Here is a 22,760-nt window from a genome sequence, read left to right as displayed (position 1 = left end):
AAAAGATGCTATGACCTGCATTGGAATCGAGATCGACAAGGATTCCTTCGAATATACTAATTATGAATGACACGTGTCTATTTATCATTCATTCTATATATTCCATGTATTTTTTCCAAATTTACATGTTATAATGCTTGAGTAGCATATTTTCTATCTCATCTTTATCTTTCATTGCAATCAGACGATTTGACTCCATACTAGTAAAATTTGGAACCCCGAAATTTTTGATATATACCCCAGACAGAGAATAATAACCTGATGCATACGGTTTGCTATTCTTTTTGATATACGTCCAAAAGATGTTTGATTCCATAATGCATTTAACTATCTGCAACTGTCTCTCATTATCCGAAACAAAAGCGATACCGTTATAAAGGAGCATATTCTCATCATCCTTTAAAACACAATGAATGGGCTTATTAGCAAATTTCGGAAAGAACAATTTATATCTTGGCATCTTCAAAGATTGAGTTCTACCAAAAGCATACCATGCAGGATACTTATTGGTCTTACCTTTATCCCGAGTAGCCAATAGGGCTCGATTCTTTATGAGATAGGCATAAGCCAAAGGAGTTCGGGTATTCATAATCTCCTCATTAATCACTTTGACATGACCATCCGCCTCTAATTGATAAGGATAAATAACCTTTTCAATGATATCATCAAAACTTACTTCAGAATTAAGCTTGTTGGGATTGACCACATCCCTACAAATTTCTGCTTCTATCTCATACAGTCGCCCCTCTTTCATCATCACGTATCTGTCTGCATAAGTTTCTATGGGCTTAAAGATATAGACACTATTGTTCAAAGTTGCAATCCCATGACGCAATTCACAGTATTTACCTATAGGTGTGCCTATCTGCTCCAACGGAAGCATGTTATTGTAGTCATTTAGACTCCAACCTTTCATATCATCCAGGTCATCGTATGCCACCTTGGCAAATTGAGGCTTCTGAAAAAGATTACCTTTCTCATTTATCATATATTGCACATATCGTCTCTTTATTCCATTCTTCAGATAAAAAAGACAAGTATAAGTACTCTTAGATTTAAATATTTGGAATCCTCGAAAATCGATAATTTTGATATTCATGCTATTCTCTGAGAAATAGCGCCTCACTGCCCGACCATTCACAGATCTCAAGAAAGAGTTCATAGTGATATAGCCTAATACGCCATGCTTTTTCAACATCTCAAAAGCTATCTGAAAGAATGGAATATATAAGTCTGGATGTCCACTTTGGCATACTTCATAACGTAATATTTTCTCTCTTGTCTCATCACTAAGTTTTCTTGAACAGATATAAGGGGGATTTCCCACAATCACATCAAACTGAGAATATTGTTGATTCCATTGTTTTGAATGGAAATCAAGCGTATCTGCTTTTAGAATATTAAATTCGAAATCATCATCTTCATTATTTTCCAAAGCTAATAGAGACAATAATATCTTTGTTCTCTCCACTGAATACGGCTGAATATCAATGCCATAGATGTTCTCAGCAAATATCCTTGCGAAACTCTTTTTTGTTGTCTTGTGAATGAACAGGGCTATATCTATAAGGAATCCCCCACATCCACATGAAATATCCGCAGCCCTTATATTGGCAAGACCACTACATTGCTTTAAGCAATCTCTGATAATTCGTTTTCTAACACCAATTGGAGTATATACAGCACCAGTAACAATTCTGTCTGATGGAGAAATCACATATTCGAATAGTGCCATCAAATCCTCTAGACAAAACTTAAATCCATTTTCTTTCAGTATATGAATGAAATCTGCGACATCTCTATGCTCACAACATAATAAGCGTTTAATAGTAGAACAATATAAAATAGACCATTTCCTCTCCTGAACATAAGCTGATACAAACAAACTGTTCACTAGAAAGGGATCCGTCAGTTTTTTCTTTTTTAAATATCTAAAAATATTATTATTCATAAGATACTTCTGTGTTCGTTCTTGACATGTCTAAGCCAAAAAATGAACAACAATATACATTATTATTTATCTGAATTATTTATCTACGAGATACTTTGTGTATTTGTAGTATTCTTCATACAGTTGGAAAAGTATCCTCTTAAGCTTTCCAGATCGATTTGTAACTTCGTTCAATTTATCAATCTTTTCGGAAAGTCTATCAAGATTCCAAATGATAGCATAACGATATAAATCAAGCTGTAGGTGCTCTACCATATACTTCCCTTGCAGTGTCTTGGGCATAATAAATCCGTTGTCATCGCGTTCGAAATGTGTATTAAAGTCCACATTGCAAGGATCAAGGTAGTTTGGACTATCATCATGCCATTTAGCACGATTAACATATGCACAACAATAAACAAGGTTACTATATTCATGAATCAACCCGGGATGTTTTGATTTAGGTTTGAGATGATCTATTTGGAAAGTGCGTTTTCCACCAAACCATCTCTCAGAGCAATCTGTATAACCACATTTATGATTGAAATCTTCCGAAAGTGCATCCTTATATTTATGATAATCAGAGTACTTCTTTGTACAAGTACGCTTGGGTGCTATAGTTCTGAAAAGATGTGTCATGCTATTCTAATTTTCCAAGTAAAGCGTCAACTTTGTCAATTAAAGAATTGAGTTTCTTGAGATTAGACAATTGTTTCAGGTTTGTAGGAATAGAATCGTGAGCACCAAAAGATTTCTCTAAGAAGGAATCTAACTCTATAATATATTCTTCATCCCGAACATTAGCTTCGCCATTGTTGCGCTTAGCTATAAGATTCATAAGCTCTTGTCTGGCATTAGCAATTTTTACCTTATATTTATCTATTTGATTGATAACACGAGTCGCAAATGGGACTTTAGCACTCTCATCGCCTAACTTTAGGATAGACTTAATATAAACTAAGTTGACATCGTCAGTATCATTGACGGCATCGTCTTCAAACGATGTGATGACAAAGCAAGGGAATCCTTCTCGTTCCTTACGTATAGCATTGATAAGTTCTATACCGGTATAGGACACATTGTATTTCACACCTGTTTGATACTCATTGAGCCGAAAATCTGCTATAACTGCATCGGGACAATAGTCATTTATTTTTTCCAGCATCTCCTCCAATGTAGCAGATGGTAGCATGCACATAGGAGTGACATCGTTATATACTGATTCGAAATAATCTACGAAATGCTCTTGCTGGGAATCCTCCTCATCAATAAACAATACTCTATAATCCATTATTTACTTTATATTTAATTGGAAATATAATTTGAAGTCCAAATCCTATAGATGGTGTAAGCAAAATAACTCGTGCATCATTGTCCTCTGCAATTAGTTTGACCAGCCACATACCTAATCCTGTTCCTATTTCTTCACCTGTTGATACATTACGTTTAGTGGTAAACAGAGGTTGAAAGATGATGTTCGGATCAACTATATCGGCAGAGAGACCTGGGCCATTATCTTTATAGGTACAAATAAAACTCTTCTCTGTAGTGTGAAGTGATATCTCAACAATGCGTTCGCGTTGCTCACGAGAACGTATAAATGCTTCTACAGAATTGGATATCAAATTGTAGAAAATACTATCAAGATCGATTTCGAACACTCGCATTGAGTTATTATCCACATTTGAATGTTCGAAGCGAATACCCCTATCCGCAAAGATGCCAGCCCATATTTCTGCCAATTTCTCAAAATAAGTAATGAAATTTACTGCTTTTCTGCGACGCTTATCCTTCTTTATAATGTCTGTCGAGAAATTAAGCCATTGCTGCATCTTAAAATCATTCTGCTTGGCTTGCTCTAACAATAAGAAAGGATTTTTTCTACGTTCCTCTGGAAAATCCTCTTCATTGACTTTCGTACAAAATAGTTTCTTAATTTTATCATAACGATAATCAAGAGAGTCATTGAGTTTACTCAGATCGTGAGCGAAGGAAGCAAGCATCAATCCACTACTTGCCAAGGCACGGAGTATACGTTGTTCTTCGCGAAGCATTTTAATTTCTTCCGTTTTCTGTTCATTGATGTTTGCAAGAAGTCTGAGTTGATAGTTTGCGGAGGACTTATCAATAAATTGGCTATCACCTAAGTTTTCATCAGAAAGTGAAGATTGACGTGTTTGTGCAATTATCTTTTGGGCAAGTTCTTCTGCCCGTTCACGATCACGAGTTGCACCATTGCGATCTTCGTCATCAGCAGCCAGTTCTCGTGCAATTAAAGATCGGTCATCTTCAAAAATCTTGATGATGCCAATGATAAGCTGTTGAAAGATGGAAAAAGTCTTATTCTCCTGTAAGCCTTCACGGCTGGACTTATCTTCGAAGTCAAGATTAGTAACACGAGAAATAAGGATGGAACCAGCAATATTCTCGGCTTCAACTCGATATCCCCCAGTCTTTTTAGCAACACCCGCAGGGCTATTGTTTTTACGCATACCTAAGGCTAACCAGTCAAAAGCGGAATCATTTTTCTCGCCATAAGGACGAACACGAAAGCTATCGCGAAACAGTTTAATTCCACCATATTTGTCTAGCCAACTTTTACGAAGATTATAAGGACACTGGCGATAGAAGAAACGAGTTTCATCATTGCGAGTTGCAGATCGCTTAAGATAATAGAATATAAAATCAAATGATCCTATACGATTGAGAATACCGTCAGTATCGAAGTCTCTATATCCTGGTATCAGCTGAGGGAACGTTCGCATTGTCTCCCAGAAGCCTCGAAGGAAATCTTCACGACGATAAGGATATTGCTTCTGATTCTCTCGATTGAAGAAAGATAATGGTAGTGCCTCTGTATTGTATTCTTGGCGATAAATGCGGATACTCACTTCCTGATTGACATCAGCATGAGCTTCTATTTTATAGTCATAATCATCACAGAAGGAACTTTCTACTTCACCATACTTAGATGGTTCACCGAGCGACTGGAGATTGATGACAAACTCGCGGCTCTCAGTCGGTGGAACAAGTACGCTCAGGTCATCATAGATACGCTTAGTTGCGTCTGCGTCCCATATATCACGGAGTTTTTTGATTTTTAGAATAGTGCCATGATGAACAGGTTGCTCAGCAACAAGTTGTTGTAGGTTATCTGTGAGAGGAAGGTCATTGAGACAGTCCATAAATGATATGTCAGAGATGCCCTCTAATTCTGCACTAATACTATCAATGGTCTTATTAGAGCCTTCAAATTCGTTCCAGTTGACTACCCAATGATAACCTCTATAATGTGATGGATTGCCATCATCATCTACATCCTTATGAACCTCGGTATTGAAAAAAGTATACATTTCACATTGTTCACCAAGTTTATCTAGTGCAAAGCGCCCAATACCCTTGGCTCCAGCTTTCACGCGACCACCATGGGTCACATAATTCATGGATTTGTTATCAGTACCTATAGTCATCCAGCAATTTTTAATGATATTGCCAGTCATTCCCTCACCCGCATCAATAATATAAAGAGTTGTATTCTTCTGTAGTTCTTTCTTCAAAATGCCAATTTTCTCTATGTTCACATCAGTACGCTCATAATATCCATTTTCCGTTTTCAGGTATATGGATTCGAGCAAGGAGGGTGTTATTCCATTTTTTAACAGATGGTCATAATCGTTCACATTCAAATGATTGTGGTATACTCCATACAAATTGTCGATGAGTATAATGCTAAATCGGCTATCGGCATCATATCCATTTTTCACTAATTCAATAATGGCGCCTTTGGCAGTTGCCACATTCTCTCGACCTATAAGACGAGCCGTCCGTGCTGATACTTTAAATGGTATGCGTGTTGGCATATTTGATGTTTTATTAAATATGATATATATCGGAGTTCTCTGATGTATAACTATATATATTAATATAAACAGATTTCATATAATTCTGTTTTTACAAATAAGTAATAAAAATTAAGCGACATGTTTGCAGTAATAAATATGCAGTTACATCTGTTGCGATGCACGGTAGCATTATCAGACACAACAAGATGTCCTTGCTGATACAGAAAGAAAAGTAATCAAGGAAATAAAATATTTTGTCAGCCGTCATTCGCTCTGTGATAGTGAATTTCTTATACCTATTCTCATGAGTTCTCATGCTGAAGACAATAAATCTCTCACGATCGGGACTAGTTTTCAGACCGGTTAGATCCTCTTCCTTGTACCACTTTACCCATATATTCACGGATACGAAACTCATTCTCGTCTGTGCATTTGTTCTCGTAGCCGAAAGGCCACCGACTTTTAGAAAAGCTACGTGACAATGCATACGAAAACAATGCTTTTCGTATAAGCGGAATCCTCTTTCGAGTTCGAGATGTTCTGCCTCGCTCAATTCTAATATTTTTAGCTTTCCCATAACTGATAATAGAACGGGAATCTCGTATATTTATTTTACGCAAACTTATTTTGGTTACTTATTATATATTAATTGGTCGATAATAATTTAACAATACGATTCTAATCCCTATACAAATTATTCACTCTTCCCTTCAGCTTATCTATAAACATCTTGTAAATTTGGGAGCAGATATCACTTGCGCTAAAATACTATGTCGGCTACAAAAAGGATTATATTTCGTTGGAAACCCCTGAGGCTTTCATCTTCTTCTCCTGCATATTATATTTATAAATAGCTTGTTGGAAGATGTCTTATCGAGGCATAGATTCCATATTTTCCTTAATTCCGCAACCTCACTAAACCTTTTTTTTGTATTGTCCAATAGTCCGTTAAATTTTCGCAGTTTATGAAGTTTTCACCCAAAAGCCAACAGAAATTGTGGCAGAAAACAAATATGATAAGTCTCTGAAAAAAAGTAGATTAAATATATAACATAATAAAATCGGCTATCTCGTTGAATTTCAGTAACTTTACAGATGTAAAAAGACAATAAAGTTTATGCTGATAACCAACTTGATTAGCCGATATATGAAGCTCTGCAAAGCAGCATTTAGTGCCGAAGATGGGGCAAAGTTAAGCAAAAGTATTCAAACAAACGTCATGGAAATGCTTTTTCTTTTGATGGTCATCCCAAGGAGATGCAATTTCACGCAGATGGGACGCTATGGCAATCGTGGCGAGCAGTGCTATCGGCAGACGGCAGAGCGCAGCGTGGACTGGCTTGAGATGAACATGTGGCTGAGTGCTTTCGCCTTCAAAAAAGGCAAGGGTCGCAATGCCATCGTCATAGACCCAAGCTTCATCAAGAAGGCAGGGAATCATACCCCATACGTGGGTACGTTTTGGTCGGGCTGTGCAGGTGCGGTAAAGCACGGTCTTGAGATCCTCGGCATCGGTGTGATAGACGTGGACCTGCATGAGTGTATGATGCTCAAGGCGGTGCAGACCACATTGGAAAAAGGCGAGGAGATGAGCCTATACGACTGGTATGCCAAAGTATTGGAGGACGACAAGGTAAGGCTGCAGCGTATCTGCAAGGTTCTTGTCGCTGACTCAGCCTTCTCCAAAAGGTCTTTCATCGACAAGGTAATGAAGATGGGATTCCATGTTGTGAGCCGCCTGCGTCATGACGCAGCCTTGTTCTACACATGGGACGGGGAACCCACGGGAAGGCCCGGCCGTCCCCGTGTCAAAGGTGACAAGATTGACGTGGGGAACATCGATATGTCCAAAGTCGAAATGCCTGAGCTGGAGGAGACTTCCGGCAAGGCTTATGCGCTCAAGGCATGGTGCAAGTCCTTGCACAGGGTCGTGTCGCTTGTCATCCACGAGTTGCCTAATGGCAGTCGGCGCTTGTCTTTCTGTACGGATGAGAGCATGGACGGACGCGATGTGGTGGAGTACTACACCACACGTTTCCAGGAGGAGTTCTGCTTTCGCGACGCAAAGCAGTTCCTCGGCCTTACAGATTGTCAGGCACGCGACAAGAGAAAATTTGACTTTGCCTTCAACTCTTCATTCACGGCACTCAATGTGGCCAAGATCATGTGCAAGGAACTTGGCACGTCCGTCGGTCGACTTAAAGCGCAGATGGTCAATGCCTACTATGCGCAACGAATTATTGACGTGTTCGAGAAGAACCCGAACACGCCTTTAAATAGGGATATTCAGAAAATATACAACTAGCTGTTTGTCAGTGTGATATATTATTTGTACCTTTACAAAAAATCCCCCGAACGACCCATCACGGGCAGAATCGGGGGAACTTAAAAAAAAATCGTCGTGAAGATACAAAAAATTTCTGATATAACACCAACTTTGCCCTTTACAGAGTTCGATTTCTTACAGAGTTATCGTGAAAGCTTTGAAAGAAGCGAACTTGGACGCATCCAGTCCCAGCTCCCACTAAAGGAGTTGGCTGCAGAGTACACGAATCGTAGCCATAAGAGCAAGCGGGGCAACAAGCCTCTTTTCTCGGGCGAAGGAGAAATTGCTTTAATGTTCCTCAAGTCGTACACAGGTCTGTCTGACGACGGCCTGATAGAGTTGCTGAACGGAAGCATCCACATGCAGATGTTCTGTGGCGTTCTGATAGATCCTTCCTGTCCCATCAAGGACGGGAAGATCGTAAGTGCCATACGCAACCGTCTTGCTCAGTTTCTTGACATAGACAGCTTTCAGGGTATATTGTACGCCAAATGGAAAGACAGTCTCAAGGACAAGGACCTGTGCCTGACGGATGCGACCTGTTACGAGAACTACCTGCGTTTTCCTACGGACATCAAGCTGCTCTGGGAGTGTTGCCATTGGCTTCACAATCTGCTCGTCTCCGAGTGTAAACACCTGTCAGAGCGTGTCCCGAGAAGCAGGTATAATAATGTTGACAAGGCCAGGCTTGCATACGCCAGGCAGCGCAGGCACACAGCCTCGTCCACGCGCAAGCTCAGGAGAAGACTCCTGAGGCTCCTCTCCAAGCTCCTGTCCCGATGGAACTGTCTGCGTAAACAGTACAGTCCCTGCATCTGTCTGTCGGCAGAACAAGAAAAGCGGCTGTCCGCTGTGCGTGAGGTATGTCTCCAACAGTCAGAGCTGTTCTCCGGCAAGGAAGTCAGGCACCGTATCGTCAGCATCGACCGTCCCTACCTCCGTCCTATTGTCAGAGGCAAGGAAAACAGGCGTGTGGAGTTCGGTGCAAAGGTCAACAGCATACAGATTGACGGCATATCATTCATAGAGCGCCACAGCTTTGAGGCATTCAACGAGGGCGTCCGTCTTAAGCAATGCATTGAATATCAGGAATCTCTGACGGGAATCAAAGTCAGGCGTGTCGGTGCCGATTCCATATACGCCAATAATGCCAACCGCACTATGTGTACAGAGAAAGGCATAACGACCTGTTTCACCAGAAAAGGCCCAGGGCCCAAAGAAGAAGCTGAATGTCTCAGGACGGCGAGAAAGATTATCGGAAACCTCAGAGCCACGGTAATGGAGGGTAGCTTTGGAAACCAGAAGCAACACTATAGCGTCGGACGCATCAAGGCACGCAATATGTTCAGCGAGAGGCTGCTGCTCTTCTTCGGAATCCATACGGCAAATGCTGCCGTTCTTGCCGCAAGGGAGATGGCCCGGAGTGTGAAGAAAGCAGTCTGACAAAAATCGAAGGTGTTTCCACAGGTCCATAGGCAGTATGGAAGGGACAGGTGTGCCCATACAACCCATTATTTGAGGTTTTCGAGCAAAAAACACAGCATATTCTTTTTCTGGGAACTTTTCCAAGGAAAAGAATGCAGTATTTGGCTGCCCTTGGGGAATTCCAAGAGGGAATTAACTGAAATTCCCTAAATAAAGAAAGTATTAATGAGATATTTAGTTTCGATGCTGAAGCAGCATAATATTTAACGGACTATTGTTCAGATAGAAGATGACTGAAAATGTACTTCTCATTGCTTTTGTTCCTTTCGTTTGCAAAATTATTTACTGTGGAGCGGTTTTCAACTAAGCAAATCGAGGGGAACGTGGAATAAGAAACCGACGGGTGGGAATTTTCAGCCTAACAGCCTATTTCAGAGCGAATTTCCTTGTTTTTCCACCTATCTATCATTACCCTTGCAGGGGTTACGAATAGGAGACGGAACTCTGTCACTGTTTGGCATGAAGACCGTATACGTTTGGCATTACACTGCTTCCAAGAGTCCTTTTAAGTCATTGATTGATAACGTTATCGCTGCATTTTCCGTTTTTTATATTTTATATGTACTTTTAGAAGCTAAAAGAGCATGTGTCAGCTTGGGTTGCATGAAAACAGTTTACAAACACCGGTGATCTGGGGATAAGCTGTTTGTAGCAGATGGAAAGACATGCTGATGGATAGACGCAGTATCAATTTGCCTTTTTAGCGTCTTATCCTGTAGTTTTTCCTCCTTTGTAAGGCCATTTGATTTTGAATGGTGATACCCTGCAAGTGTATAAGCCTTTATTCTATTCCCAATCTACGTATTTAACGGAATGACCCGTTTTTTTCTCTCTGTTCTGAAAGAGGGGGACGGACAGGGAAGACCAGATGTAGTCCGGGGAAGAATGAGGACGATGATTTGAAGGCATCAGTGGACGCCGATGCCCATGCGGCCTTTTCCATGCGTTTTTTCGGAGACGGCTTCCATATAGTCGTCGGATTATTTGGCAGTTAGAGAAAAAGAATGTACCTTTGCAGCCGCTGTCACGAGTTGACGGCATTAAATTCAAACCTTTAAAAGTATTTATTAAAAGATTATGGCAACAAAAATCAGATTGCAGCGCGGCGGTCGCAAAGGCTATGCCTTCTACAGCATCGTAATCGCTGACGCTCGTGCACCACGTGATGGTAAGTTTACTGAGAAGATTGGTACTTATAACCCGAATACCAATCCAGCCACAGTAGATTTGAATTTTGATCGTGCACTTTACTGGGTCGAGACCGGCGCTCAGCCGACAGACACGGCACGCAACATCCTCAAGGGTGAAGGTGTCTACATGATGAAGCATCTTCGTGGCGGTGTCAGGAAAGGCGCATTTGATGAGGCTGCATGCCAGCAGAAGTTCGATGCCTGGAAACAGGCAAAGGTCGCAGCTGTTGAAGCTGTAGAGAAGAAAGAAGCTGACAGCAAGAAGGCAGTAGCTGCAAAGAACCTTGAGGCAGAGAAGAAGGTCAATGAGACGATTGCCAAGAAGGTTGCAGACAAGAAGGCTGCCGCTGCCGCTGCAAAAGCCGAGGCTGAAGCTGCAAAGGCTGCAGAAAATGCTGCTGCCGAGTCTCCGGCAGAGGAAGCACCGGCAGAAGCCTAACTCCATACTCGGTGATAGGAATCTGGTCCATAGTCCCGCAAGAGACTATGGACTTTTTCTTTTTCGTACAATCGGAAGATTACTTTTTCATGCAAGGTGGAGGAGACATCCTGCCTGATACAGCAAGTTGTCGGACAAGGGGGACTTTCCGGGCACGGAGCTATGTGCATGAAAGCGAAGGCTGCCGTAGAAAGACAGGAAGAAACTAAGGGACGACTGCTTTTATGCGGATATGCCCATATTCTGCGTCTTGAATCTACTTATAATGAACTTGCATAACTGGTGTCAATCATGCTGGAGAGTGTTTATACGTATTCCTCACCTTGCAGGAAAACCCGGTCTATGACAGGTGTTGTATAGGCATAGGGAATAAACTCGATGGAGGGTATCGGATCTGTAATGAAGAAGTTGGCTGTTTTTCCACGCATGACAGACCCGTATTCTTTGCTCAGCCCCATGGCATACGCCCCGTTCAGGGTTGCGGCATTGATGGCTTCTTCCGGCAGCAGGCGCATCTTGATGCAGCCGAGGGAAACAATGAATTTCATGTCTCCCGAGGGGGTAGACCCCGGATTATAGTCGCTGGCAAGGGCGAGCGGCAGTCCTGCATCTATCATCTTGCGTCCCAAGGCAAACGGCATATTCAGGAAGAAGGAGGTCCCAGGAAGTGCGGTGGGCATGGTTCTGCTGTTTTTCAACAGCTGTATCTCAGCTTCTGTCATACTCTCCAGATGGTCTACGGACAGGGCATTGTGCTTCACCCCGACTTCGACTCCCCCCGACGATGCCAGCTCGTCGGCATGGATCTTCGGGCGCATCCCATATTCGGCGCCTGCTTTCAGAATCCGTGCGGTCTCTTCTGGTGTAAAGAAGCCGGTATCGCAGAAGACATCGATGAAGTCTGCCAGTTTCTCTTTTCCTACTGCAGGTATCATCTCGTGGATTATCAGATCCACGTATTCTTCCTGCCTCCCTTTATAGGCATGCGATACGGCATGTGCGCCGAGGAAGGTCGCCACGACTTTCAGCCGCGTCGTCTTTTTGATTCGACGAATGACACGAAGCATCTTCAGTTCATCCTCCGTATTAAGTCCGTAACCGCTCTTTATCTCGACGCAGCCTGTCCCCTTCCGGATGATTTCATCCACACGGCTCATCGCCTGCTGATACAGTTCTTCCTCATCCATTTCATGGAGGCGGTCGGCGGAATTAAGGATACCGCCTCCCCGCCGGGCTATTTCTGCATAGCTGAGGCCGCGGATCTTGTCGATAAACTCCTGTTCACGGCTTCCAGCATAGACGATATGCGTATGCGAGTCGCACCAGGAAGGGAGGACGGCACCGCCTTTTGCATCAATGACCTCCGCTTTGTCAGCGGGAGATGGACAATCGTCCATCTTTCCATAATCCTTGAATCGTCCGTTTTCTATGATGAGATAGGCATTGGGCAGCGTTTCCAACGTTCCCATTTCCTTCCCTTTCAGACACCTCTTTCTTCTGGAATCGATGCCTGCAAGTATTCCGATGTTGATGATGAACAGCCTTTTCATATTGTGTGTTTGTTGTAAGCGTATATGTTGATGCGGCCAGCAAGATGTCCCCTCATCTACCTTTGCAGGGGAAAGGGCAGACGAGGGGATATGTTTTCTGTCGGCCAAGGATTATTTCCGGAGAAAATCGACCGACCGGGCGATATAGGGAGCCATGAACTCGTCGGTGTCAATGAAAGGAACCTCCTCACGATAAGCTTTGTGGACGGCCTCGATCGCAGGTGAAGACTTCAGCGGGCGGCGGAATTCAAGTGCCTGTGCCGCATTGAAAAGCTCGATGGCAAGTACACGCTCGGTGTTCAATACGACTTGATAGAGCTTGGTAGCGGCATTGGCACCCATGCTGACATGATCCTCCTGCCCCTGTGAAGATGGGATGCTGTCTACTGAGGCAGGTGTACAATAGGTCTTGCTCTGGCTGACGATGGATGCTGCTGTGTACTGCGGAATCATGAAACCGCTGTTCACGCCGGGCTTTGCCACGAGGAAACTCGGCAGGTTACGAGTCCCCGAGACGAGCTTGTAGATACGTCTTTCGGAGATATTACTCAATTCGCACAAGGCGATGGCAAGGAAGTCCATCGGCTGTGCGATAGGCTCACCATGGAAGTTCCCGGCGGAAATGACAAGGTCGTCGTCCGGGCAGACGGTGGGATTGTCCGTAGCGGCATTGACCTCGATGTCAATCACCGATTTCACATAGGCAATGGTATCTTTCGATGCGCCATGCACCTGCGGCATGCAGCGGAAGGAGTAGGGGTCCTGTACGTTTACTTTCGGCTGCCTGATGAGTTCGCTGCCTTCGAGGAGTTCCCGTATCCGTGCTGCCGTGTCAATCTGTCCCTTGTGGGGACGTACAGCATGTACAGCATGGGTGAAGGGTTCTATCCGTCCGTCGTAGGCTTCGAGCGACATCGTACCGATGACATCGGCCCATTGGCTCAGCCGTTCGCTCTGCAGGAGTGCCCATACGGCAAAGGCATTCATGTTCTGTGTACCGTTGAGCAGGGCAAGTCCTTCCTTGGATACCAGTTCAATTGGATTCCATCCCATCCTCTTCAAAATATCGGCTCCCGAGAGGATTTCCCCCTTATATTCTACTTCTCCCATCCCGATAAGCGGCAGGGAAAGGTGTGCCAGCGGGACAAGGTCGCCGGATGCGCCCAGCGATCCCTGCATATACACGATGGGGTAGATGTCATTGTTGAAGAAGTCTATCAGCCGTTCGACCGTCTGCAGCTGGCAGCCGGAGTAGCCGTAGCTAAGCGACTGGATCTTGAGCAGCAGCATGATCTTCACGATCTCGTTGGGAACACGGTCGCCTACACCACAGGCATGGGACATGACAAGGTTCTTCTGCAACTGTGACAGACTGTCTTTGTCGATGGATATTTTGCAGAGCGAACCGAAGCCGGTGGTCACGCCGTAGATAGGGGTGTCCGATTCTATGATCTTTTTGTCAAGATAGGCTCTGCACCGGATAATCCGCTGGCGGGCATCTTCTGAAAGCTCAAGTTTCGTACTGTCTTTGATGATTTCACCGATTTGTTCGATTGTCAGGTGTGCGGCACTGATTTGATGAATATTGTCCATATTTTTTATAGATTAGAAAAAAAAGATTCCGTTTGATTAGAATGCGGCATTGATCGTATCGTCATCAACAAGGTTGGGCAGGGTGACACACAGGCCGGGCGTGCGTTCCATCTCCCGTCGGATGGCATCCATCGATCCTTTGTTGCGTGCCCAGCTGCGGCGGGCGATGCCGTTGTTGACATCCCAGAGGAGCATCTGGCGGATATGGCGGTCAGCCTCTTCACTGCCGTCGATTACCATACCGAAGCCGCCGTTGACGACCTCTCCCCATCCGACACCGCCACCGTTGTGGATAGATACCCATGTCGCTCCGCGGAAGGAGTCGCCGATGACATTCTGTACAGCCATGTCGGCACAGAACTGGGAGCCGTCGTAGATGTTGGAAGTCTCACGGAAAGGCGAGTCTGTACCGGAGACATCATGATGGTCGCGGCCGAGAACTATCGGACGTGTGATTTCTCCTCTTCGTATCGCTTCATTGAATGCCAGGGCTATCTTCGTACGTCCTTCACAGTCGGCATACAGGATCCGTGCCTGCGAGCCGACGACAAGATGGTTTCTGCCGGCCTCTTTTATCCAGTGGATGTTGTCGTCAAGCTGCCCCAGAATGTCTGGCGTGGCTGTCTTCCTGATTTCTTCCAACACGGCTGTCGCTATGCGGTCGGATGTCTCCAGATCCCGGGGATCGCCCGATGTACATACCCATCGGAACGGTCCGAAACCATAGTCGAAGAACATCGGCCCCATGATGTCCTGCACATAGGACGGGTAACGGAACTTTCCGTCCGGACGCAGTATGTCGGCACCGGCACGGCTTGATTCCAGGAGGAAGGCATTGCCGTAATCGAAGAAATACATGCCTCTTGTTGTCAGCTTGTTGATGGCGGTTACCTGACGGCGCAAGGAGGCCTGGACCTTTTCCTTGAACAATTGCGGTTCATCGGCCATCAGCCGTTTTGATTCTTCCAGGGATAGTCCGGCAGGGTAGTAGCCGCCTGCCCACGGATTGTGCAGGGAAGTCTGGTCACTTCCGAGGTCAACGTGTATCTCCTCCTCTGCCAGCCGTTCCCAGAGGTCGACTACATTCCCCACGTAAGCCATGGAGACCGTGCGTTTCTCTTCGACAGCTTTCAATGCGGCCGGAATCAATTCATCAAGTGAAGTATGCAGTTCGTCCACCCATCCCTGTTCATAACGTTTCTGTGCTGCAAGCGGATTGATTTCAGCCGTGATGCTCACGACACCGGCGATGTTGCCCGCCTTGGGCTGCGCACCGGACATTCCGCCCAATCCGGATGTGACGAAAAGCATTCCCTTGATGCTTTTCTCCCCTTTCTCCAGTCGTTTGCGGGCTGCATTCAGAACGGTGATCGTCGTCCCATGTACAATCCCCTGAGGCCCGATGTACATATAGGATCCGGCCGTCATCTGCCCGTACTGGCTGACCCCCAGCGCATTGTCGCGCTCCCAGTCATCCGGTCTGGAATAGTTCGGTATGACCATACCATTCGTTACTACCACACGCGGCGCATTTCTGTGTGATGGGAAGAGACCGAGCGGATGGCCGGAATACATGACCAGTGTCTGTTCGTCTGTCATTTCGCTGAGATACTTCATCACCAGCCGGTATTGTGCCCAGTTCTGGAAGACGGCTCCGTTGCCGCCGTATGTAATCAGTTCATACGGATGCTGCGCAACGGCCTTGTCAAGGTTGTTTTGTATCATCATCATGATGGCGGCAGCCTGTTCCGACCGGTGTGGGTATTCGTCTATGGGCCGTGCATACATCTCATAAACGGGCCGCAAGCGGTACATATAGATGCGTCCGTATTTCCGCAGTTCCTCTGCAAACTCCGGTGCCAGTACCGCATGGAATTTCCTGGGGAAGTAACGCAAGGCATTTCGCAGGGCGAGCCGCTTCTCTTCAGGTGTGAGTATGTCCTTGCGTTTCGGTGCGTGATTGATGGTGTTGTCGTATGGCTGTGGTTCAGGCAGACGGTCGGGTATGCCGGTACGGATGTCTTTGATAAATTCTTCTTTTGTCATAGTTGTTCAGGTGTATTGTTTGCTTTTTATGGATAGAGGCAGCACTTCGATGCCGTCTCCCAGAAGGTCTCGTGTCCTGACAGGACAGACGAATAGAGTGTCTGTCCTGTCCGTTGAAGTCAGATCCACCTTATTATATAGCGGGACTCCCTCCATTCTGTATAAAGGGCGGATTCCGTCAGAGCTTGGCTTCTACGATCTTCATGATCTCTGTTTCCGCCTCCTTGGCCTGGGCGATCAATGTGTCGGCTTCGGCAACCAGTCTGTCAGCGGTTTCCTTGTCTTTCAGTCCGGAGGCATTGATCTTCACGTTCAGTCCGGCTCCCAGTACTGCCGCGCGGGCGGCCAGCACGCCTACGCCGGCATCCGAAACACTGTTGGGATTTCCCTCTTCCGCCATGGCACGGCATAGTTCGAAGACTTTGAAAGATGCCTGCATGGTGTGCAGAGGTACTTCGGTGGCAAACAGGGTGGCTTTCTGTATGGCGGCTGACCGGGCTGCTTTTTCCTCTGCTGTCTCTTTGGTCAGGCCGAAGGCAGCCATGATGCGGTTGAAGGCCTCAGTATCTTCATCGACCAGTACCATCAGTTCCTTTTGGATGGCCTGTCCTTTTTCCGCCCAGTTGCTGAACTCCTCCCAGCGTGCATCCCATCCGGGCTTATGGCTGGAAAGGTTGGCTACCATCGTCCCGAGCGCAGCCCCCAATGCGCCCATATAGGCCGAGATGGTGCCGCCGCCGGGGGCAGGCGACTCACGGGAAGTCTCTTCGGCGAACTCTTTGACTGTGAGGTCGATGAGTTTTGGCGTTCTGTCGGCATCTTCCAGCAGATATTCTATCACCTTTTCACGAGGATTGAAAGGTTTGAGGTCATCAAGCCCCATTGACTTGATGGCGATCTTCAGGATGTCTTCTTCAGGGATACCCGTCGACCGGTTCTGCTTCTTCAGGAAATAAGTGCCTGCTTCAAGGAGCGTACGTTTGGGTATCAGACCGACGATCTCCGTGCCCGTCACACGGATGCCGCGGTTCTGTGCACAGCGGCACACCTCGTCGAAAGCCTTGTGGAGCGGAGTGACATTGATGTCGGTGATGTTCATGGATACCTGTGCTATCCCATATTCGTCAATGTACCAGCCGATGGCCTTTGTCGCCTTCAATGTGCCTGGCAGCATGATGACCTCACCGTTTTCATCTTTCATCGGTTTGCCTACGGGCGAACCGCCTTCCCGCTTCGGACGACCTTTCTCTCTCACGTCAAAGGCAATGGCATTGGCACGTCGCGTCGAGGTGGTATTGAGGTTGAAGTTGGTGGCAATCAGAAAGTCACGTGCACCGACGGCTGTACACCCGGTCCGTGCCATCTGCTCGTCCCACTTGCGTGCTCCGTAGTCGGGAGCTTCGGCGGCGACGTCCATGCGTTTGGCCAGTGCCTCATACTCTCCCTCGCGGCATACGGCAAGATTCTTGCGCTCGGGCGTCCCGGCAGCGGCTTCGTAGCAATAGCAGGGGATTTCGAGCTCTCCGGCAATACGTTCAGCCAGCTGACGTGCAAGGGCGGCACATTCTTCCAGCATGATGCCTGATACCGGGATAAGAGGAAGAACATCGGTTGCCCCCATCCGCGGATGTGCGCCGTGATGCTGCCGCATATCAATGAGCTGTGCGGCTTTCTTCACGCAGCGGAAGGCTGCTTCCATGACGGCCGACGGCTCGCCTACGAAAGTGACGACTGTGCGATTGGTTGCCTCTCCCGGATCCACGTCCAGAAGTTTCACGCCTTCCACTCGTTCCACTTCATCGGTAATCTGTCTGATTACCTCCTTGTCACGTCCTTCACTGAAGTTAGGGACACACTCGATGATTTGTTTTTCTCGTACCATATTATTCACATAGATTTATGTTTTCAGACTGTTTAGGTTTTCGTGTGCTAATTTACGAATTAGTTTCTGTTTTACAAAACTTTTTCATATAAAACTGTACTTTCAGCCCTTGTAGGATGGTCTTGTGAATGAAGGACGGCACCTGACCCTTTGTCGGGACTTCCTTTTCTGTCTTGTCAATGTGCAGGTGTCTGTTGAAAATTTTTTTTAATGACTGCCGTCTGCTAACTTTTTGGGTTCTTCCGTTAAATGCGTAGATTGGAATGAAGGTTTATGCGCTTGCAGGATATGACTGTCCAAAATCAGATGGTCTTCAAAGGAGGATAGACACAGGATAAAATGCAAGAAAGGCGTATTGATACGATGCCTGTCCATCGGCATGTCTTTCTGTCTTCTGCAGACAACTTATTCCCATGTCATAGGTATTTGTAAACTGTTTTCATGCAGTTCAAGGCAACACATGCTCTTCTGGCTTCTAAAAGATGCCTGATTGACTTGCAAAAGACGCTCCTTTAGCGTGTTACCAACGCCCTTTTGAAGTCCAATCAAGCACCTTTTGGGGACGGCTTGATAACCAATTGACTGGCTGCTGGTTGCAAACTTGCTTTTGGGACGTTTTTTCTATATTTGCAGATGATTTGTTTGGAATTATGTAATGGTTTTTCAAAACCTTGTCTGTATTTTCAACATGAAATTGAAAAGGTCTTTGCATCGAAGGATGATGATAGAATAGCCTGTGAAAAGTCTTGGCTATGTTTTTGTATAATGAATCACTTCGGTTCTTCCGTTCAAGCTATACGAAAAGCATCCACGCATTTAACGGAAGAACCACTTTTAAGTTTTATCGGGCAATGATCCTTCCTTGTGAAATGTCCTGAAGACAAGCCCCGGAGTACAGGTGCCGAGGGGAAATGGAGGGGGAAATGTATGTGAAAAGTATGGATTTCCCCTTTCATTTTTAGGACAATCCCATGCTGACTGTCAGAAAATCCTATTATCTTTGTAGCCTGAAGATAAACAAAAAAGAAAGTATAAATATGAAAAAGAAGAACCTTGATAGCCTCCGCCACGGTTGCATCGTCTTCATGGCGGCTTTTTCACTCAGTGTCCCGGCACAGTCTACCCGTCAGGTACAGCCTTATTCTTTTCAGCAGAAAGGCGTTTTCTACGGCAGGCAGCCGGTTGTCGGAATTGACATGTCGACTTTCGTCGATCTCGGTTATGGATATGCCAAGGACCGGTACAATGTTTATTTTGAAGGCCGCATCCTTCCTTTCGTCGATCCGCTGACCTTCCGTCTGCGGATCCCTGGAGGCATCTATCCTGATACTTATCCATCCTATCCCGATGAAGGATACAATCCTTATTACCAGGAAGGATATATGGTGACTTCCAATGCGGTACTCTTCAATGGCAAGAAAATCAGCGACAATCCGCGGAGTTTCCGGGACTTGGGATGGGGATACGGCAAAGACAACTTCGAAGTCTATTACATGGGCAGGAAGATTGAAGGGGCCATGAACTCCAGTTTCAAGGTTCTCAAGGATGGATATGCTGAAGATTCTTTTGAAACCTATTACAGAGGAAAGGTCGTGAAATAGGAAGGACTTGTCAGAATACGGATCCTCTTTTGAGGGACTTACCGTTTAAGGTGCATATACGTCTTACAGCGTGGCCTTTCGGCATTCTACCGGTTCTTCCGTCGGTATCCTGTTCATCAAGTCTCCCGCAAAGACAAAATGCAAGCGACAGCCAGCTGAGCAAAATAAATTAAATCGTTTGTAAGGACGGGACGGCTGTATCATGTCTAATAATATACGGACAGGGTGGTGAGGATGATCCGGAGCGGAGAATAGAAAAGCCCATTTCAAAACTCGTTTGCGAGTGGAGAAATGGGCTTTCCTTTTTGGGGCGTATCGCAACATACAGATCGGAAGTCGTCAGGCCGTCGATTGGTATTCTGACACTGCCTCTCTCGTAGGGAATGTGTCAGACAGGCTGTTGCCGACCTGTCCGACACATTCTACACAGCAGGGAGGTCTATATCTTCTTGCCCGACCACAGCACGAGGATGACGAGCAGTCCTGCAATGAAGATAAATGCAAATGAGCCGATGGAACCGAGATAAATCCGGCCTGTATGGATTTCAAGGGCAAGATTCCACAATGACATGGGGCGGTTATTGAATTCCTCCGGCTGTGGCGTAAAGGACGTTCCGTTGAAATAGTCTGCCTGGCAGTCCTTTCCTGTAAAATCGGAACTGTAACCGGAAATGGTCTGTCCGGCAGGAGCCGTACCGGACGCCGCCTGTCCGGAAGTCATTTCATCGTCGTAGACATCCACATCCCCCGTAGACCTGTCCCAGTAGTAAAGACCATCGAAAGAACCGACAATCCATTCTCCTTGCGGTCCGCGCTGCCATACATTCTGTCCCATCACGCTGACCGGCGGGGTAGAGGCAATGCGCTGGGGCTGACCGGTGAACGACTTGAGGGAAAAGAATCCTTCAGAAGTCGAAATCATCCAGTCACGTTGCTGTGCGTCATAGCGTACCATACGCAGCCTGTCGTGCCAGGGGTTGTCATCGTCCAGGGCCGTATAAGGCAGAGGACGGGTGCTGTGTGTGGCAAGCAGGATCATGAGGGGCGGGCGCAGTGCCCAGCCTGTCAGGGCGATGAAGATCGTCAGTACGAGTGTGGTCACGCCTATCTTGTTGTGCCAGTGAAGGACTTTTGCACTCCTTGGGCGCAGCCAGAACCAGATGCCGGTCACGCAGAGCAGGATCAGAATGATCCCGATACCGTCTACAATGAGCTTTCCCGCTGTGCCGAAGAGCGCACCGCTGTGCAGCAGCCATACCTGTCGGAAGAGGTTGGTCTTGCCCTCATAGCCTTCGGGAGCCTGCAGCTGCATCCGGAAGAAATGCCTGTAAGGTGCTTTGGCATAATACAGATAAGATCTGCCGAGCACCACCAGCGTGTCGCCCTGTTCCGTTATGTCTGTCAGGAGTTCGTCGCCGTCCGTCTGGGGGAGCGGTACGGGTGTCCAGCCGGTACGGGCATCCAGCCGGTACAGCCCCATGATGCTGGCAGCGAACAGGTCGCCCAGCGGCATCTGGACAACACCTCTTATCTGCCGGTAGTCGGCACCGGCCGGCAGACCTTGATTGTATTCGGAGAAATGCGAGGCGGCCGTGTCCGTACGGATGATGCCCGCTGCCCCGTAGATGAGCACCGCATTGTTCCCTTTGGCATCTTTGCAGCGTAGCGTACCACGCAGGAGTCCGTTGTTCCACTGCTTGAAGGTGTATCGCTCCGGTAGCTGGGAGCGGCTGATATTGATGCCCGCGAAGCACTGGCGGTGATTGAGTACAATTCCTGAAAGGCAGAACATCAGAAGGAAAAAGCTGATGAATATTCCGATCCACTTATGATATTTATGCCAAGTCTTTCGTTTCATCGAGGTTGTCTGTGTTATGATTGAATGAATAGTTTTTATGAGAGTGCAAAGCTACAAAAAAATACTGGCTTTGTTGCATTTCTTTTCCCATCTTTCCATTTTTCACATGAAAATCTCTACTTTTGTACCTGTATATAACATACCGTTTTCCCATGATGAAGAAAAGAATGATACTTCCCGCACTTGTTCTGCTGCTGTCAGCGGCCTGTCACAATGGCAGATATAAAGTGACGGAAGAAACCAAGACCCACAAGGATTCGAATGTGCAGGTTCTGGAAACGGATCAGACGGAAAAGACGGTCGAGAATGCCAACAAGAGCAATGCGGGCTTCAGAAATGAGGTAGAGAAAGAGGTGACGGTTACGGTGCCTTGCTTTGGAGTGTGCGACAGTACGGTGCTCGATATGCTGCCTGCTCCCGACGGAGCAACACGGAGGGATTCTTCTATCATCCGGCGGCTGAATGCTGGTGAAATCTTCCTCCTGCAAGCAGGTGAGAAAGGCATCAGAGAGCTTGAAACGGGCAGCAAGCTCTTCGTGCGTTTCAGCATAGGTGAAGTGTGGGTGTGGAAATCGTCCGTGGAGTAGGGTACTTCACCATAGGTATGTTCTGAAAATTCCACGTTGGTCTATCGTTGATAGGCCTGTTTTTCTGTTCTCTGTGTTTGGCTTTTATACGGCATCTTCCCTTTTTCCTTTCAGGCGTATGGCTCGCTATGTCCTTTCAGAAAGGAGGCCGAATCTGCTCGTCTGAAAGGCAGAAAGCAGCAAAGGTGAATTAAAAAAACTGCTTATATTGTAGGGTTTCCACCGGTCCTATAATAAACAGAAACAGCTATGTAGGAGCAGTCCATGCTTCTACATAGCTGTTTCTGTTGTCCGGTTACACAAGGCTGTAACCTTTCAGATGCTATCTGTCATATCCGTAATCTTTCAGATGCTATCTGTCATATTGATACTGCCGGCCTGCCGCATGATGACCTATAAGACAGATGAGGCATGACCTCACAGGATGCAGA

At 46.2% G+C, this 22,760-nt stretch carries 14 protein-coding genes; 5 read left to right on the top strand and 9 right to left on the bottom strand.

The features are described 5' to 3' along the window. Positions 1-121 precede the first annotated feature (121 nt). The 4 genes from J4864_RS07695 to J4864_RS07680 all read right to left on the bottom strand — a co-directional run bounded on the left by J4864_RS07695 (position 122) and on the right by J4864_RS07680 (position 5,790). A complete protein-coding gene (locus tag J4864_RS07695; protein ID WP_048799961.1) occupies positions 122-1,951 on the bottom strand; it encodes an HsdM family class I SAM-dependent methyltransferase in 1,830 nt (609 codons plus the stop codon). A 75-nt stretch (positions 1,952-2,026) separates the two neighbouring features. Beyond that, positions 2,027-2,569 carry an HNH endonuclease signature motif containing protein gene (locus J4864_RS07690; RefSeq protein ID WP_004365065.1) on the bottom strand — a complete coding sequence of 181 codons (543 nt, stop codon included), beginning with the start codon at positions 2,567-2,569 and terminating at the stop codon, positions 2,027-2,029. A gap of 1 nt (position 2,570) precedes the next feature. Further along, the gene (locus J4864_RS07685) at positions 2,571-3,221 is read right to left on the bottom strand and encodes a response regulator (RefSeq protein ID WP_004365062.1); all 651 of its coding nucleotides are present in this window, start codon (positions 3,219-3,221) and stop codon (positions 2,571-2,573) included. After that, the gene (locus tag J4864_RS07680) at positions 3,211-5,790 is read right to left on the bottom strand and encodes an ATP-binding protein (protein WP_211815192.1); all 2,580 of its coding nucleotides are present in this window, start codon (positions 5,788-5,790) and stop codon (positions 3,211-3,213) included. The genes J4864_RS07685 and J4864_RS07680 overlap by 11 nt, the downstream gene beginning before the upstream one ends. A gap of 1,129 nt (positions 5,791-6,919) precedes the next feature. Between J4864_RS07680 and J4864_RS07675 the strand changes: the two genes are divergently transcribed. From J4864_RS07675 to J4864_RS07665, 3 genes are all read left to right on the top strand, one after another. Then, on the top strand, positions 6,920-8,077 hold the full coding sequence (locus J4864_RS07675) for a transposase (RefSeq protein ID WP_246479504.1): 1,158 nt from the start codon (positions 6,920-6,922) through the stop codon (positions 8,075-8,077). Positions 8,078-8,173: 96 nt separating this feature from the next. After that, complete coding sequence (locus J4864_RS07670; protein WP_211815190.1) at positions 8,174-9,541, top strand: transposase; 1,368 nt, start codon at positions 8,174-8,176, stop codon at positions 9,539-9,541. A gap of 1,119 nt (positions 9,542-10,660) precedes the next feature. Then, positions 10,661-11,212 carry a 30S ribosomal protein S16 gene (locus tag J4864_RS07665; RefSeq protein WP_007367534.1) on the top strand — a complete coding sequence of 184 codons (552 nt, stop codon included), beginning with the start codon at positions 10,661-10,663 and terminating at the stop codon, positions 11,210-11,212. Positions 11,213-11,517: 305 nt separating this feature from the next. Here the strand turns inward: J4864_RS07665 and hutI are convergent, their stop codons facing one another. The 4 genes from hutI to ftcD all read right to left on the bottom strand — a co-directional run bounded on the left by hutI (position 11,518) and on the right by ftcD (position 18,283). Further along, entirely contained in the window at positions 11,518-12,762 is a 1,245-nt protein-coding gene (gene hutI / locus J4864_RS07660; RefSeq protein ID WP_211815189.1) for an imidazolonepropionase, read from the bottom strand. 111 nt (positions 12,763-12,873) lie between these two features. Continuing rightward, positions 12,874-14,355 (bottom strand): histidine ammonia-lyase, encoded by a 1,482-nt coding sequence (gene hutH, locus J4864_RS07655; RefSeq protein ID WP_211815188.1) that lies wholly within the window; start codon positions 14,353-14,355, stop codon positions 12,874-12,876. 36 nt (positions 14,356-14,391) lie between these two features. Continuing rightward, positions 14,392-16,401 (bottom strand): urocanate hydratase, encoded by a 2,010-nt coding sequence (locus tag J4864_RS07650; RefSeq protein ID WP_211815187.1) that lies wholly within the window; start codon positions 16,399-16,401, stop codon positions 14,392-14,394. A gap of 178 nt (positions 16,402-16,579) precedes the next feature. After that, positions 16,580-18,283, bottom strand: coding sequence for a glutamate formimidoyltransferase (gene ftcD / locus J4864_RS07645; RefSeq protein ID WP_211815186.1), 1,704 nt, complete (start codon positions 18,281-18,283; stop codon positions 16,580-16,582). Positions 18,284-19,320: 1,037 nt separating this feature from the next. On the opposite strand from ftcD, the gene J4864_RS07640 reads away from it, so the two are divergent. Beyond that, positions 19,321-19,884: a DKNYY domain-containing protein gene (locus tag J4864_RS07640; protein WP_211815185.1), complete on the top strand. Its 564-nt coding sequence runs from the start codon at positions 19,321-19,323 to the stop codon at positions 19,882-19,884. A 439-nt stretch (positions 19,885-20,323) separates the two neighbouring features. Here J4864_RS07640 and J4864_RS07635 read toward each other — a convergent pair whose 3' ends face one another. Next, complete coding sequence (locus tag J4864_RS07635; protein WP_211815184.1) at positions 20,324-21,742, bottom strand: PepSY-associated TM helix domain-containing protein; 1,419 nt, start codon at positions 21,740-21,742, stop codon at positions 20,324-20,326. Positions 21,743-21,894: 152 nt separating this feature from the next. Here J4864_RS07635 and J4864_RS07630 point away from each other — a divergent pair, with 152 nt between their 5' ends. Further along, positions 21,895-22,329 carry a hypothetical protein gene (locus J4864_RS07630; protein ID WP_246479502.1) on the top strand — a complete coding sequence of 145 codons (435 nt, stop codon included), beginning with the start codon at positions 21,895-21,897 and terminating at the stop codon, positions 22,327-22,329. Positions 22,330-22,760: the final 431 nt, after the last annotated feature.

The sequence above is a fragment of the Prevotella multiformis genome, assembly GCF_018127985.1.
Classification (GTDB): Bacteria; Bacteroidota; Bacteroidia; order Bacteroidales; family Bacteroidaceae; genus Prevotella; species Prevotella multiformis.
The sequence above is the reverse complement of the archived record's forward strand: the minus strand, read 5'-3'. Positions and strand labels throughout refer to the sequence as shown.

What these genes read in the sequence shown, in the direction of transcription:
- J4864_RS07695 (WP_048799961.1), bottom strand. Translation starts at nt 1,951, where the DNA reads ATGAATAATAATATTTTTAGATATTTAAAAAAGAAAAAACTGACGGAT.
- J4864_RS07690 (WP_004365065.1), bottom strand. Translation starts at nt 2,569, where the DNA reads ATGACACATCTTTTCAGAACTATAGCACCCAAGCGTACTTGTACAAAG.
- J4864_RS07685 (WP_004365062.1), bottom strand. Translation starts at nt 3,221, where the DNA reads ATGGATTATAGAGTATTGTTTATTGATGAGGAGGATTCCCAGCAAGAG.
- J4864_RS07680 (WP_211815192.1), bottom strand. Translation starts at nt 5,790, where the DNA reads ATGCCAACACGCATACCATTTAAAGTATCAGCACGGACGGCTCGTCTT.
- J4864_RS07675 (WP_246479504.1), top strand. Translation starts at nt 6,920, where the DNA reads ATGAAGCTCTGCAAAGCAGCATTTAGTGCCGAAGATGGGGCAAAGTTA.
- J4864_RS07665 (WP_007367534.1), top strand. Translation starts at nt 10,661, where the DNA reads ATGGCAACAAAAATCAGATTGCAGCGCGGCGGTCGCAAAGGCTATGCC.
- hutI (WP_211815189.1), bottom strand. Translation starts at nt 12,762, where the DNA reads ATGAAAAGGCTGTTCATCATCAACATCGGAATACTTGCAGGCATCGAT.
- hutH (WP_211815188.1), bottom strand. Translation starts at nt 14,355, where the DNA reads ATGGACAATATTCATCAAATCAGTGCCGCACACCTGACAATCGAACAA.
- J4864_RS07650 (WP_211815187.1), bottom strand. Translation starts at nt 16,401, where the DNA reads ATGACAAAAGAAGAATTTATCAAAGACATCCGTACCGGCATACCCGAC.
- ftcD (WP_211815186.1), bottom strand. Translation starts at nt 18,283, where the DNA reads ATGGTACGAGAAAAACAAATCATCGAGTGTGTCCCTAACTTCAGTGAA.
- J4864_RS07640 (WP_211815185.1), top strand. Translation starts at nt 19,321, where the DNA reads ATGAAAAAGAAGAACCTTGATAGCCTCCGCCACGGTTGCATCGTCTTC.
- J4864_RS07635 (WP_211815184.1), bottom strand. Translation starts at nt 21,742, where the DNA reads ATGAAACGAAAGACTTGGCATAAATATCATAAGTGGATCGGAATATTC.
- J4864_RS07630 (WP_246479502.1), top strand. Translation starts at nt 21,895, where the DNA reads ATGATGAAGAAAAGAATGATACTTCCCGCACTTGTTCTGCTGCTGTCA.